14 protein-coding genes are annotated in these 14,483 nt (G+C 43.6%); 4 read left to right on the top strand and 10 right to left on the bottom strand.

From position 1 onward, the window contains the following. Nucleotides 1-3: 3 nt before the first annotated feature. Nucleotides 4-681: an amino acid ABC transporter permease gene (locus C6Y03_RS11695; protein WP_034664171.1), complete on the top strand. Its 678-nt coding sequence runs from the start codon at nucleotides 4-6 to the stop codon at nucleotides 679-681. Between the two features lie 46 nt (nucleotides 682-727). Here C6Y03_RS11695 and C6Y03_RS11700 read toward each other — a convergent pair whose 3' ends face one another. The 5 genes from C6Y03_RS11700 to C6Y03_RS11720 all read right to left on the bottom strand — a co-directional run bounded on the left by C6Y03_RS11700 (nucleotide 728) and on the right by C6Y03_RS11720 (nucleotide 6,917). Beyond that, nucleotides 728-2,026: an arsenic transporter gene (locus C6Y03_RS11700; protein ID WP_106039343.1), complete on the bottom strand. Its 1,299-nt coding sequence runs from the start codon at nucleotides 2,024-2,026 to the stop codon at nucleotides 728-730. 113 nt (nucleotides 2,027-2,139) lie between these two features. Beyond that, the gene (locus tag C6Y03_RS11705) at nucleotides 2,140-3,372 is read right to left on the bottom strand and encodes a PucR family transcriptional regulator (RefSeq protein ID WP_034664173.1); all 1,233 of its coding nucleotides are present in this window, start codon (nucleotides 3,370-3,372) and stop codon (nucleotides 2,140-2,142) included. Nucleotides 3,373-3,497: 125 nt separating this feature from the next. Then, nucleotides 3,498-5,045: an L-glutamate gamma-semialdehyde dehydrogenase gene (gene pruA / locus C6Y03_RS11710; protein WP_106039344.1), complete on the bottom strand. Its 1,548-nt coding sequence runs from the start codon at nucleotides 5,043-5,045 to the stop codon at nucleotides 3,498-3,500. 23 nt (nucleotides 5,046-5,068) lie between these two features. Beyond that, on the bottom strand, nucleotides 5,069-5,986 hold the full coding sequence (locus tag C6Y03_RS11715) for a proline dehydrogenase family protein (protein WP_034664177.1): 918 nt from the start codon (nucleotides 5,984-5,986) through the stop codon (nucleotides 5,069-5,071). Between the two features lie 160 nt (nucleotides 5,987-6,146). Next, the gene (locus tag C6Y03_RS11720; RefSeq protein ID WP_095285952.1) at nucleotides 6,147-6,917 is read right to left on the bottom strand and encodes a nucleotidyltransferase domain-containing protein; all 771 of its coding nucleotides are present in this window, start codon (nucleotides 6,915-6,917) and stop codon (nucleotides 6,147-6,149) included. A 90-nt stretch (nucleotides 6,918-7,007) separates the two neighbouring features. Here C6Y03_RS11720 and C6Y03_RS11725 point away from each other — a divergent pair, with 90 nt between their 5' ends. Continuing rightward, nucleotides 7,008-7,322 (top strand): hypothetical protein, encoded by a 315-nt coding sequence (locus C6Y03_RS11725; RefSeq protein WP_012008865.1) that lies wholly within the window; start codon nucleotides 7,008-7,010, stop codon nucleotides 7,320-7,322. A gap of 33 nt (nucleotides 7,323-7,355) precedes the next feature. Here C6Y03_RS11725 and C6Y03_RS11730 read toward each other — a convergent pair whose 3' ends face one another. Further along, entirely contained in the window at nucleotides 7,356-8,312 is a 957-nt protein-coding gene (locus C6Y03_RS11730; RefSeq protein ID WP_106031570.1) for an acetylxylan esterase, read from the bottom strand. A 234-nt stretch (nucleotides 8,313-8,546) separates the two neighbouring features. Here C6Y03_RS11730 and C6Y03_RS11735 point away from each other — a divergent pair, with 234 nt between their 5' ends. Continuing rightward, complete coding sequence (locus C6Y03_RS11735) at nucleotides 8,547-9,332, top strand: carbon-nitrogen family hydrolase (RefSeq protein ID WP_106039345.1); 786 nt, start codon at nucleotides 8,547-8,549, stop codon at nucleotides 9,330-9,332. 45 nt (nucleotides 9,333-9,377) lie between these two features. Here the strand turns inward: C6Y03_RS11735 and C6Y03_RS11740 are convergent, their stop codons facing one another. After that, on the bottom strand, nucleotides 9,378-10,277 hold the full coding sequence (locus C6Y03_RS11740) for a LysR family transcriptional regulator (RefSeq protein ID WP_106039346.1): 900 nt from the start codon (nucleotides 10,275-10,277) through the stop codon (nucleotides 9,378-9,380). A 116-nt stretch (nucleotides 10,278-10,393) separates the two neighbouring features. Here C6Y03_RS11740 and C6Y03_RS11745 point away from each other — a divergent pair, with 116 nt between their 5' ends. Next, nucleotides 10,394-11,167, top strand: coding sequence for a class I SAM-dependent methyltransferase (locus C6Y03_RS11745; protein WP_106039347.1), 774 nt, complete (start codon nucleotides 10,394-10,396; stop codon nucleotides 11,165-11,167). Nucleotides 11,168-11,203: 36 nt separating this feature from the next. Here the strand turns inward: C6Y03_RS11745 and C6Y03_RS11750 are convergent, their stop codons facing one another. From C6Y03_RS11750 to C6Y03_RS11760, 3 genes are all read right to left on the bottom strand, one after another. Further along, nucleotides 11,204-11,761: a shikimate kinase gene (locus C6Y03_RS11750; protein ID WP_106039348.1), complete on the bottom strand. Its 558-nt coding sequence runs from the start codon at nucleotides 11,759-11,761 to the stop codon at nucleotides 11,204-11,206. 164 nt (nucleotides 11,762-11,925) lie between these two features. Beyond that, complete coding sequence (locus tag C6Y03_RS11755) at nucleotides 11,926-13,302, bottom strand: MFS transporter (RefSeq protein WP_066031353.1); 1,377 nt, start codon at nucleotides 13,300-13,302, stop codon at nucleotides 11,926-11,928. 120 nt (nucleotides 13,303-13,422) lie between these two features. Further along, a complete protein-coding gene (locus C6Y03_RS11760) occupies nucleotides 13,423-14,430 on the bottom strand; it encodes a LacI family DNA-binding transcriptional regulator (protein WP_066031354.1) in 1,008 nt (335 codons plus the stop codon). Nucleotides 14,431-14,483 lie beyond the last annotated feature (53 nt).

A 14,483-nucleotide genomic window follows, 5' to 3' on the forward strand; every position in this document is an offset into this window, starting at 1 on the left:
ATCGTGGGAGATATTCATTTAGAATATATATTTAATCCTGCACTGGCAAAGGCGTCATTTCCATTTGTCATGAAAGGCATCTGGCTGACGCTGCTCATTTCCTTTGTGAGCATGTTTTTTGGTACAATTCTTGGCTTTTTTATTGCGCTTGCCAGAATGGCGAACACGTGGATGCTTCGCCTGCCTGCACGGTTGTATATCTCATTCATGCGAGGCGTGCCCATTCTGGTGATTTTGTTTATTCTTTATTTTGGATTCCCTTATATCGGGATTGAGTTTACAGCGGTCACCGCTGCCATTATTGGGTTCAGCTTCAATAGCGCTGCCTATATTGCAGAAATCAACCGGGCGGCCCTCTCCTCTGTTCCGAGTGGACAGGTGGAAGCTGCCAAGTCACTAGGTCTCAGCTATTGGCAAACGATGCGCGGTGTCATTTTACCTCAATCTGTCCGCATCGCACTGCCGCCTTTAACCAATGTCATGCTCGATTTAATCAAAGCCTCCTCACTGGCTGCGATGATTACTGTACCCGAGCTCTTCCAGCAAGCAAAAATTGTAGGTGGACGCGAATTCGATTATATGACCATGTATATTTTGGTCGCACTCATATACTGGGGCATTTGCAGCGTAGTCTCATTGCTTCAAGACTTTTTAGAAAAGCGCTATGCGAAATATCTGTAATAAAGGAGAGCAGATCTCATGGATCTGCTCTCTTTTGTATTTAGCTTTAATGTATCAGCCATAACCACACATATAACCCTAGTAAAGTAAGGATCAAGGTTGGGATGGTCAGGATGATTCCGGCTTTCATGTATGCACCCCAAGAAATATGGACGCCCTTTTTCTTGAGAACATGAAGCCACAACAATGTCGCCAATGAGCCGATAGGGGTCATTTTCGGACCAAGGTTGGAGCCGATGACATTGGCATAAATCAGTCCGTCTCTCATGACGCCTGCTGTATCTGTATGACCGATCGCAATCGCATCGATTAACACAGTGGGCAGATTGTTCATGACAGAGGACAGCACTGCGGCAAGCACGCCCATAAACATCGTTCCCGCAAGCAAGCCATGCGATGCGCCTTGTTCGATCCATGCCGCCAATATTTCTGTGAGACCGACATTCTTCAGTCCATATACGACGACATACATGCCAATTGAGAAAAAGACTATGGACCACGGTGCTTCTTTTATGACGCGTTTTGTCGCCACTTGCGGACTTCTTCTCGCCAGCCACAAAAAGACAAGGGCAATACCGCCCACAATGATGGAGACCGGAATCCCAATGAGTTCTCCTGCAAAATAACCGACAAGCAGACAGCCAAGCACATACCAAGACAAGCGGAACATGCGGATATCTCGAATAGCTGATGCCGGCTCTTTCGCTTGTGACAGATCGTATGTTTTTGGGATGAGCTTCCGGTAAAACACATAAAGCACTACCATGCTCGCTCCAAGCGACACAAGGTTTGGCACGAACATGTTTGCTGTATATTCTAGAAATCCAATATGAAAATAGTCGGCTGATACGATATTAACCAAGTTACTAATGACAAATGGCAAGGAGGTTGTATCTGCAATAAAGCCGCTCGCCATCACAAAAGGCAGGATCATCCGCTCATCCAGCTTTAACGCTCTCACCACAGACAAGACGATCGGGGTCAGAATCAGTGCCGCTCCATCGTTCGCAAAAAAAGCAGCCACGACAGCGCCGAGCAATGTTAAATAAATAAACATGCGGACACCGTTCCCTTTTGCGGCTTTTGCCATATGCAGTGCAGCCCATTCGAAAAACCCAATTTCATCTAAAATTAACGAAATAATAATGATGCCAATAAACGCAAATGTCGCGTTCCATACTATATGCGTCACTTCCCACACATCGCCCAGATGAACGACACCAAAGACAAGTGCAAGAATGGCGCCTCCACATGCTGACCATCCAATGGTTAAACGTCCTGGCTGCCAAATGACAAGGACGAGGGTCAGGATAAAAATCAAAATGGCCAAGGTGACTGCTCCCAAAGGTGGCCCCCCTTTCATAAAATCCTTATCTATCATACAACGTAACGCAGCAGTTGTATGCCATTTTCACATGAAAACCCGCAGGTGATCCCGGGCACCTGCGGATTCGATGACTATTGATCCTTTTTCATCAGCATCAATTCAATAAATAACTCACATCGCTGGCTGAAGTGACTTAAATCGATTGAGGTCATATCAAAGATTTGTTTCATTCGATAGTTTAATGTATTTTGATGAATAAACAACTGCTCTGCAGCAGGCTTTAGCTTGCAGTTATTCAATAAGTAGACTTCAAGCGTTTTTAAAAAAGAAGTTTGGCTGTCACGGTCTTTTTCCTTCAAACGTAACAAATCTGGATTGAAATCATTTTTCTTTTTTTGATGGCTGTAAATCGAGTCTAAGAACCGGAAAACCCCCAGATTCTCGTAATCATATGGAATCAGCTCTTGTCCCCCAACAATTTTCACAGCCTTCACGACCTCTATCGCTTCAAATCGACTTGTACTCATTTTCATGACATCTCGATACTCTCTTCCCATCCCGATATACAGCGGCGAAGGATGGGCATGCGTTTTCGATTGCAGATGAGCGATGACGTCGGCAGCAGTTGCTTTCGGTGAGTGCCGGTCTGACAAGCTGCCCAATATCACGACAATGTCGGCTTGAACGGAGTATACGTGATTCACCTTATCTTCTAGCTGCAAATACGTTCGAATGACATCCTTCACGTCTTCTGCCGTCTCACTTTTGTTATCGGCAGCATGTACGACCATGACAGTAAATACTGCCGGCAGTGGGATACTTAAATTCTCAGCCTCCCACTTCAGTTCTTCTTCTGTATAAAAATGATCATCCATGACCTTTTTGAAAAATTCTTCAATCTTGCCTTCCTTTTTCTCCAGCTGTTTCTTATTCTTATAAATCACTTTTCCCACTTGAAAGGAAGCTTCGTGCAAAAATTGCAGCTCCTCCTGAGAGAGGGAATCCTCAATGTCCTGCACCCAAATAAAGCCCACAACCTCTTGTTTATGCTTGGCGCTCACAGCCACCCGCCGATTAAACCCGAGCTCGTCATGACCGCTCACATAAAAAGGCTTTGAATCCGTGTGAAGCCGCTCGATGACCCCTGTTTTCTTTAACCAATCGACTACAGACCCCGGACATTCCTTTGAGAAAATCGTTTGCTGGTTGACTGGGTCAAACTGCTGAATGCTGTAAGAATTATAAGCAAGGAGCTGGCACTCTGTGCTTTCTAAAATGACTGGTTTTTTTAAATACCCGCTAATAAATGCAATTAACTTATCGACATCAAAAAATGTATGAAGCTTTTCTAATATCTCTTCCATCCCGATTGCTCCCTGATTAAGTAATACATTTATCATACTTCTTTCCGGACAGATTTGTATAGAAACAAGTCGTAGACAAGCAAAAAAAGCATGAACCCGTGTGCACAGGTTCATGCTTTTCCATCTTAAAACATTTCACTAATCGTTTTCGCCTGCATGTGTAGAGCTAGGTAATCTGGACCGCCTGCTTTTGAATCGGTTCCTGACATTTTGAATCCGCCAAATGGGTGGTATCCCACGATGGCTCCTGTGCAGTTACGGTTAAAGTAGAGATTACCTACATGGAACTCCTGCTTCGCACGGTTGATGTGATCACGATTATTGGTAATGACAGCACCTGTCAAACCATATTCCGTATTGTTGGCTACTTCAAGTGCCTCATCAAAGCTAGACACTTTCGAGAAGGCCAAGACTGGTCCGAAGATTTCTTCTTGCATCAAGCGAGATGTTGGCTCAAGATCTGCAAAAATGGTTGGGTGAATGAAGTATCCTTCCGAATCATCACTCGTTCCACCAGTCACTAAGCGGCCTTCCTCCTTGCCCACCTCGATATAATCCGTGATCTTGTCAAAGGACGCTTGATCAATGACAGGTCCCATGTAGACATCCGCAGAAAGAGGATTCGCTGTTGTTTTTGTTTCTGTGATTTCCTTCACTCGCTCGACCACTTGGTCATACAGCTTCTCGTGGACGACAGCCCGAGATCCAGCCGAACATTTCTGACCTGAAAAACCGAAGGCTGATGTGAAAATGGCATTAGCCGCTAATTCGACGTCTGCATCCTCATCTACAACCACTGTATCCTTACCGCCCATTTCAGCAATGACGCGCTTTAAATGCTGCTGACCTGGCTGTACTTTTGCCGCGCGTTCAAAGATACGTGTCCCTACTTCTCTTGAGCCAGTGAATGTAATCAGGCTTGTTTTCGGATGATCGACTAAGTAATCTCCGACCTCTGCTCCGCTTCCTGGTACAAAGTTCACCACACCCTTTGGAAGACCTGCTTGCTCAAGCTCTTCCACAAAACGTGCCGCAATCACAGGAGTTGCACTCGCTGGTTTTAAGACAACTGTGTTCCCTGTAACGATTGGTGCTACTGTTGTTCCTGCCATAATGGCAAACAAGAAGTTCCACGGCGGAATGACGAGCGTCACGCCAGTTGGTGTGTAAACATATTGATTGCGTTCCCCTTCGCGGCTGTTCACTGGTTTGCCTTTCGCCAGCTCCAGCATTTGACGGGCATAGTATTCAAGGAAGTCGATTGCTTCTGCTGTATCTGCATCCGCTTCGTTCCAAGGCTTACCTGCTTCTTTTACAAGAAGGGCTGAATACTCATGCTTTTTACGGCGAATGCTTGCCGCAGCACGGAATATGACGCTGGCTCTTTCTTCTGGAGACGTATAGCGCCAAGTTTCAAATACTTTCGCCGCAGCTTGAACCGCTTGCTCTGCCTCTTCTTTCCCGGCCTTTGATACGGTTCCAACGACTTCATCCTTTTTCGCTGGATTGATCGAGATAATCTGGTCTTTCGTTTCGATTCTTTCTCCATTAATCACGAGCGGATAGGTTTGACCAAGTGATTCTGTTACCTTTGCTAATGCTTGTTCAAACGCTTTGCGGTTTTCTTCCTGGCTAAAATCCGTGAATGGTTCATGTTTGTAAGGTGTTGTCATCTTTGTCACGCTCCCGTTTCAAATTATTTTCTCGTCATCCCTTTTAAAGCAAAGGCAATGTTTGCCGGCCGTTCTGCAAGACGTCTCATGTAGTAGCCATACCACTCTCGTCCATACGGGGTATAGACCCTCATTTGATAGCCCTCCTTCACAAGTGCCTGCTGCGTTTCTGACCTCATGCCATACAGCATTTGAAATTCGAACTGACTTGTCGGTATATTGTGTTTTTTCACAATATTTTTCGTAAACTCGATCATTTGATCGTCATGTGTCGCAATGGCTGTATAGTTCCCTGTGAGTAATTGCTTTTCGATCAGCTTTTGATAATTCTGATCGACGTCTTTTTTGTTTGGATACGCCACTTCAGCGGATTCCTTATAGGCACCCTTTACAAGTCTTAAAAATGGCTGAAGCTCATTTAGGTCATCAAGATCCTTTTCTGTTCTGTACAAATACGCCTGCAGGACCGTACTGACATACTCATATTGAGATTTCATCTCTTTAAAAATGTCCAGCGTTTTTTGACAGCGCTGTTCATCCTCCATATCGATTGTCACCATGATACGGTGTTTCTCTGCCGTATCTAAAATGCTTTTCATATTGCGATACACAAGGTCATCGTCAATATCCAGGCCGAGTGATGTCATTTTGAGTGACACGTGGGAATTGAGTCCCGCCTCAGCAATCCGCTGAATGGTTTGAATACACTCATTCGTCCGCTCATTTGCAATCTCTGCCTTTGTGACAAACTCACCAAGGTGATCAACTGTTACAGCCATCCCTTGATCATTTAATCGTTTGATGACAGAGATAGCGCTCTCAAAATCCTTCCCACCGATGATTTTCTTAGATGCAACAGCACTTCCCCAATTACGAGCAATATGGTTCAAGAGACTGCTCTTTGACAAAAACAAGAAGAAATTTCTTGTGACCGACTCCATAAAGGGCACCTCCCACTCTTTGTAAGCTATGTCTTTATTGTAAGGCTCATAAGCTGTCCGCTACAATATTTGAAGATGACAAAAATTCTGACTTTTTTTGTGGTTTTATCACAATAAGAGTTAAAAAAGAGCCTGCCGCTATCCGGCTGGCTCTTCCCTCCTACGCCCACACCTCATCAAGGGTAGACTGCAGCAGCTCATTTAATTCTTGCGTGAGATTGTCTTTCGGCTGATTGTAGCTTTTCACCAATTCATCAAAACGCGCCAGCTCTTTGTCGATGAATGGATGGACATAGGCGAGACGGTTCTCTACATCCATTTCCTCTCCGTCCATTTTACGTTTGAGCAGCTCGTGAATTTCTGTTAAAAGCGGGCCTTCCTCCACTAGCTCCTCGAGCAGTTCATGAAAGTCCATCGGCGGAACCGTCCGGTAGCGTTCAATCCACTGACAGGCAAATAGCGGACGAAGCACATAGAAATACTTCTTGATTCGCACCTGCTCCCCTCGTAAATGCCGGCTTTCATTCCGCTTCGCCATATTGAGGTAATGATACATCAATGCTGCAGGATAAAACGCTCGATCCTTTAATTCTCTTAGCTGCTTTGCTAAAGAGAAAGATTCAGCATAGATGATGTCAGAAGATAGCCATTCCATGATGGATGGATTTGATTTATTGAATAAGCGAAGTGCCTTTCTAAGCTCCCAGCCGCTGATATCAAGCACGTCATCAATCGGCCGTTCAATGACATCACGATGCTCTTCCATCGCCCAATACCATTCTTTCCGGGGAACATATAAAAAACGAACATCATAATCACTATCAGTCGAGGGAAATCCCCATGCCCTGCTGCCTGATTCAACGGCGAGGCAAATCTTTACGTCATACGTTTCTTCGATGATTTTCAGCTCTTCCTTGATTCTCTCTCTCAACATCCATCAACTCTTTCTATAGAATTCTGCATGACTTCTTCACGTTTTGGGAAAATACGAATAAGACATATAAAAAAGGAGTTGGATCTGATGTCTATATCTCGCATTATGAAATGGATCACCGGGATTTTTGAAGCCTGCCTTGCCATCCCTGTGATCGGAGGTCTATTCGTTATCAGCAATGGCTATTCACCGCTCATGGTCATGCTTATTCTGCATATTATCACACTCGTCTTATCGAAGCGAGACCAGGGACCAATGATTGGAAGCATCATCGGAATTGTCACATCCTGCCTTGCTTGGATTCCGATTCTCGGATTCATTCTTCATATCATCACTGCCCTTGCCCTGATTATCACTGCGTTAGTGCCTGATGAAAAAACGAGACAGAATACGAGCTATTAAAAAAGAGGCCCTCCTAGAGCGGCCTCTGTTCTTTTAGATCCTTAAATGCTTTTGTAAGAAGGCAAGCTTCTCTGTTTGAAAAGCCGGGATGTACTCGTGTCCAAAGTAGCGATACACCTTTAAATCTTTATCTGTTTCTAAATGGTTGTATACCGCAAACACAGTAGATGGCGGGGTGATTTGGTCGATCAGACCGATGGCCATCAATGTGGGCTGTTTCACCCATTCGGCTAAATTGATCAAATCAAAGTAGCTCAATGTCTCAAATACCTTTTCTTCCGCTTCTGGATCACTGTTTCTTCGAAAGTATGAATTGATTTCTAAATAAGGCTGCTCCAATGCCACATCCACTGCACGCTCGAAATTTGATAAGTAAGGATAATCTGCCACGACGACCTTTGGAATGTCTGAAAGTGCCGCAGCTGCAACCGCCAGTGCACCTCCCTGGCTTCCACCCACCACGCCGATACGGTGTTCATCCACTTCCGGAAAGGACTGAATAACGTCGAGTGCACGAACCGCATCTAAATAAACACCTCGATAATAGTAGTTCTCCTTCGATAAAATGCCTTTTGTCATCCATCCCAAAGCCTGCCCGCCTGGTGTCACTGTCTTATCTTCACTGCCGCCTTGACCGCGGACGAGCATACCAAATGTCGCATAGCCATGCAGTGCCCAGTTGACGATGTCGTGAATGCCGCCGTCATAGCTGGCATTATAGCCATGAAAACGAACGAGCGCTGGATGCGGACCTGTTTGATCTGGTACCGCATACCAGCCTTCAATTCGAGAATGACCAAAGCTTTGATACGTCAGGCGGTACACCTTGACGCCTTTCACTGGATAATCATAAGGTTCAAGTGCTGACTCTGCCTCCACTTGGCGCAGTTCTTCGAGCGACGCCTTCCAAAAGTCTGAGAAATCAGGTCGTGCTGTTTTCTTCGGTTTATATACTTTTAGCTCTTCTAGTGGTAAATCGAACAATTGCATACCATACTATTCCCCTTTGTTTTATTAGTTATGAGTATCATATCACTGTTTTCTTGACTTAGAAAGTCATTTTCACTACAAAAGACAAAACCTTCTGACATTTCTATTGGCAAAGAAGATTGAAACCTTTATGATAAAGAAACTGGCTTGAAGACTAGATGTTCTCAGGCAAAACAAATCGATAGACATTCATGGATTTTCACATTTACACCATCGAATAAAGGAGGAACCTGTATGAAAATCGCCCTTGTCCAAATGGACGTTCAAATTGGAGAACCTGATGTGAACTTTCAAAAAGCAGAAGCGTTTTTACAAGAAGCCATCCATCAGCAGCCTGATCTGATCATTTTACCCGAAATGTGGAATACCGGCTATGCACTTGAACAAGCCGAGCAGCTTGCGGATGTAAACGGTGAACGCACAAAACAGCTCTTCTCTTCCTTTGCCCGTAAGCACCAAGTGGTTCTCATCGCTGGAAGTGTATTGAACAAGCGCACAGAAGATGACAACATCACCAACACGATGTATGTCTTTAACCGCCAAGGTGAGCTCTTAGTGGATTATGATAAAATTCACTTATTCCGCTTAATGGATGAGCACAACTATTTAACAGCTGGTGATCAGCTTGGTTTATTTGACTATGATGAGGATGTGAAGATCGGTGCGATGATCTGCTACGACCTTCGCTTTCCGCAGCTTTCCAGAACACTTGTAAACAAAGGGGCGAAAGTGCTCATCAATACGGCGCAATGGCCGTCAGCAAGAGTGGATCATTGGCGTTGCCTGCTCATCGCAAGAGCGATTGAGAACCAGTCATTTATGATTGCTGTTAACAGAACAGGCACAAGCAGAGACACTGAATTCCCTGGCCACTCCATGGTGATTGATCCACTTGGCCGTATTCTGCTTGAAACAAGCCATGAGGAAGACATTTATTATGCGGAAATTGATCTTCAGCTAGTGGATGAAGTGAGACAGCAAATTCCTGTGATGACGGATCAGCGTCTGGATATCTATTAGAAAGCAGGGTGCTCCCCTGCTTTTTGCATTTAATTAAACGTTTGTTTAAGCTTGATTCTGGTAAAGGTCCATTAGGGCTTGAGCGGCTTTCGTTAAATACCTTTCTTCCACATATGCAAACACAAGAGTGCGGGTTGGGCATGAATCAATTTTCAAATAAGTGACTTCGTTCCTTTCCTCTTGTGCCACCATTTTCGGCACAACTGTCACACCTAGTCCATTTTTGACCAATGCCTGCGCTGTTTGAATATGACTTGTTTCAAAGGTAATCTTCGGCTGAAAACCATGATGAAGACATAGTTCCATGACCACTTGCCGAAAGCCATATCCCTCTTTCAGCATAATAAATGCGGCGTCTTCCAGAAGGCGAAACGGAACAGACCCTTTCTGATCTGCTTGATTGATGATTTCGTTCCATTCATCTGTTGACCAGGGCTGGGCAGTTTGCGGAACTGCGAGAAGAAGCGGCTCTGTCAGCATGTGTTTCGTTTTCAATGATTCATGCTCGACAGGCATAGATAAAATAGCCAAATCCAGCTTTCCAGCCAATAGAAGTTTTTCTAGCTCACGAGGTGATTCTTCTATTAGTTGAACGTGAACATGAGGATACGTTCGACAAAAGGTTTTTAATAAACCGGGCAAGACATAGCCCCCTGTGACTGCTGGCGCTCCAATGTTCAGCTCTTTCCCCACCTCATAAGCTGCTTCTCCCATTTCACGCAGCAAATCATCTCTTTCCTTCAAAATGTTCTCAGCCCTTTTAATGAATCGACTCCCTTGAGGTGTGGGCGTGACTTGTCCATACTTTCGAATAAAGAGGGGTGTGTCTAATTCCTCTTCCAGCTTCTTCATTTGTTGGCTTAAAGAAGGCTGTGCAATGTGAAGTTGATCCGCTGCTTTTGTAAAACTTTTCTGCCGGTACACTTCCATGACATATTCCATCATTCGTATATCCACTTTCATCACCTCATAGGTTTTAACTATTCATGTCATATCTTTTATGTCTTAGACAAATAACAAAATGAATTTTACGATAAAGAGACAACAAAGGGGGAGAAGAAATGAATCCATATGCTAAAGCCGAAAACCAATTCTCACAAAATGCCGAGAACTATCGAGATTCACCTATATTTGCAGCCGGAGAAGAGCTGGAATGGATGAAAGCAACAGCCAATACGAAGGGTCACGAGCATTTACTTGATATCGGCTGCGGGGCAGGACATACCGTTTTTTCCTTTTCAGATATCATTTCTAAAGGAATCGGCATTGATGTCACGCAAAAAATGATCGAGGTTGCAGCAGCACTTGCGGAAGAACGCCAACTGAAACATATTACTTTTGAGCGGGCAGCCGCAGAAGCACTGCCCTTCGCTGATGAATCATTTGACATCGTGACGTGCCGATTTGCCGCTCACCACTTTACAAACCTGCCGGCAGCCATGTCTGAAATCAGCCGTGTCTTAAAAAAAGGCGGCACATTCCTGCTCGTCGATCATTACGCACCCGAAAACACTGCACAGGATTCATTCATTAATCACTTAAATAGACTCAGAGATCCTTCTCATGTGCGAGAAAGCTCGTTATCAGAATGGAAAGAGCTCTTCGCTGCCAACCAACTGACTCAAAAAGAAAAGCGTTACTGGGATCTGCAAATTGATTATCAGGACTGGATGATGCGTGGACGCACACCAGAGAATGTTCAAAAAGAGATCGTTTCCCATCTTCAATCCGCAGACCCTGATACAAAGCAGCTGTTTCAACTTCAATTCGATGCACAGCAGCAGCCTATTTCCTTCTGTTTAAAAGCTGCACTCATTCAAGGAATGAAGAATTGAACTTATAGAAAAAGTCTACCCTCGTTGGTAGACTTTTTATTTCGAATATAAATCCCAGCCAAGCTTGAGTGTGTCCACAATATAATTGGCGACTTCCTCAGCTTCTAAATGATCTGTCTCCACTCTTGAGTTATGAAGGGCATATATTTCCCGGCGCTCTTCAAACAGCTCTTTCATCTCGTCAATCGTCCGGTTGTGAAGAACAGGGCGGTTTTCAATCAAAATATCAAGCCGCTGTTTCCAATTCTCCCAAGATAAATCAAGGAAAAGAACCGTACAATGCCTCAAGCAGGCGCGTTTGATTTCTTCCTGTTTGAATGCACCGCCTCCAAGAGAAACGATCTTTAGCTGCGTATGTTCACATAAATCGACGATATAATCTTTTTCAGCCTGCCTGAAGAATGCTTCTCCTTTTTGCTGAAAGATATCTGGAATCGTCATGTTATACTTTTTCTCAATCTCCTGATCCACATCAATAAAATCTCTATATAGCTTTTTGGCAACCAGCTGCCCAATGGTTGTTTTCCCAACACCCATAAAGCCAATGAGGACAATATTTCGCTGTCTCACAGGGATTTCTCTATTGTTTTTCATATTCGTGACACGTCCTCCTTACGACAAGGAATGCTACATAATGTATCTATTATATGATAAATGGCGCGCGAAAAGATAGGCAATTTGAAAAATTGTACGTAGATCATCTGCATAGAAAAAAGAACCTACCCTCTTTGGAATAAGTTCTTCACTGCGTGCGTAACTCACGGTGCAATATCCTCTAATACTTTCTCGCGCGTTTCGATCATTTTAAAAGCAAGAATTGCTCCCACTACAGTCACACTTGCGAAAAGAATAAAAATAGTTGAAACACCGCTTACCTCTAAAATAAAGCCTATCATAATAGGAGCGATCGCTGAGGCCAGCCTAAGCCACGCTGTAGCAAATGCCGTTCCAATCACCCTCATACGTGTTGGATAAATTTCAGGTGTATATAGATAGAGAAGAACTGTAATTGTCCCCATCATTCCGTAAGCAGCGGACCCTAAATATATAACACTTTCTGGAGAATTAGCTCCGCTGATCCATAAAGCCGTTAATAAAGCACCTGTTACAATAAATGCAATGGTTGCCCAGCGCTTTCGTCCTACTTTATCAATTAAAAATGCACAAGCGAATACCCCTATGGTCTGTAAAATATTTGTTAGAGATGCTGCCCTTAATGAATCTCCAACTGGCAAATTGTAAACAGTATTATAAAGACTCGGTAACCAGTTATTTAAACCATTCGAAACAAAGTAGGCAGAAAACCATAGTCCCCATACGATCAATGTTCTTTTACGATAAAAAGTTGAAAAAAGCTCTTTCCAGTCGCCTTTTTCAGTACTGCTAGATACTTGCTTTGCTACAGGCATTCGTTTGTCAGTACTAGCTTCAATTTCTTCAATAATTCTTTCGGCTTCATCTAACCTGCCTTTCGAAATAAGCCACCTTGGAGATTCGCGCAACATGAAAAAGAATACAAAGACGATTAAACCTCCAATGCCCCCAATCAAAAACATCCACTTCCACCCAAAGCTAGGTACAACAAATGCGCCTATTTGAGCTGAGATCATTAATCCTAAAGGAAAAATCATCTCATAAAGCATAAAAAATCTGCCTCTCCCTTGAGCCCGGGACAGCTCATTGATATATGAGGCTGCTACCGGCACCTCTCCTCCTACCCCAATCCCTTGTATAAAACGAAAAATAAACAGGGCCATAAAATTACCTGAAAACACGCATGCAATACTCATGACGGACATGAGGAGTACAGTCCACTTTGCACTAAATACACGGCCGCGCCTTTCTGCTAACCAGCCAAAGAAAATAGCACCAATCGCTTGTCCTATATAACCAGACCCAATAAGAAGACCAATTTGAGCAGGTGATAAACTCCACATTCCGATGAGAACTGGGAGAACAAACGCTAAAGATAGAGCATCAAAAGCATCAAAAAAAGTAGCAGATCCCATAATGATACGAGGTTTTAAATGCCATCTAGAAAAAGGTACACTTTCCATTCTAGTCAATAGTTGTGAAGCTCTATCAACAACTTGCCCATCATGAGAATTTGGATTTCCGCTGAGTTCTAACGTCATGGTATCTCCTCCTTATTAGAGGAAATGATGCAAAAGTACATGCCGAAGAGTGCTAAAGAAATCGCTTACATTTTAAACCAATAGACATTCTAAAGCGTTCATACGAGTTTTCAGCATCTATCATTTCTTTTTTGGCGTTCCCGTGGTGCCCCGGTCTATATAGTACATAGGGAAGATATGTTCCATCGCATCTAACTGTTCCCCTTCCAATAACTGTGTTAGTAAAGAAACAGCTTTTCTTCCCATTCCAACTAAATCAACATGAACTGAAGATAAAGAAGGGGTTAGAAAACTTGCAATGGGCACATCATCGGCACCAACGACAGACAAATCATGAGGTATTGACACATTTGCGTTATTTGCCGCTTTCATGACCCCCATCGCCAAAAAATCTGAAGAGCAAACAACTCCAGTCATGTGCTGGTTTCCTTGGAGAAATTGAGAAACCACTTCTACTACTTTTCCCCCATCAAATTCATCTAACTCAAACACAAGTTCTTTGTTTATTGTTAACCCTAAACTTTTAAGTGTGCGCTCATATCCCTTGTAATACCTCACACTATGCATCGAACTCATTGGACCATTGACCAGCCCAATGGTTCGATGACCTTTATCAAATAAGGCCGTTATTGATTGACACACACCTTCTTCATCATCTGGCCTGACACATGGAAATGGAGAATCATCTAGATAACTTCCGACAACTATAATGGGAATGGCTAAACTTTTTAACCAATCCATGCTTAGTTCTTCATTTCTTGGTGAAAATAGAATGGCTCCATCTACTGCCTGCGTTTCAAGTAATCGCTGCTGTTGTACAGATGTAAACGACATCAACATATTGAATTCCGTCTCATCTAATTCCTTCGCTATTCCATCTAGAATCGTTGAAAAAAATGGATTATTCAAAATATATGAACCACGCGGAACCACTACAGCTATATTCCCAGTCTTCCTTTTGACGAGCCCTCTAGCTCCTAAATTAGGACGATAGCCTAATTCATCAATTACTTGTTTGATTCTTTCAGCCGTTTGAGCACCTACTCCTGGTTTACCACTTAATACTCGGGAAACAGATGCTATAGACACTCCAGCTTTCAATGCTACATCTTTAATACTTACTGACACATTTCATACCTCCGGGAGTCTGTTGTTTTGTCCTCTATTATAACCTGACTCAC

Source organism: Bacillus sp. LNXM65 (genome assembly GCF_002998575.1).
Lineage (GTDB): Bacteria > Bacillota > Bacilli > Bacillales > Bacillaceae > Bacillus.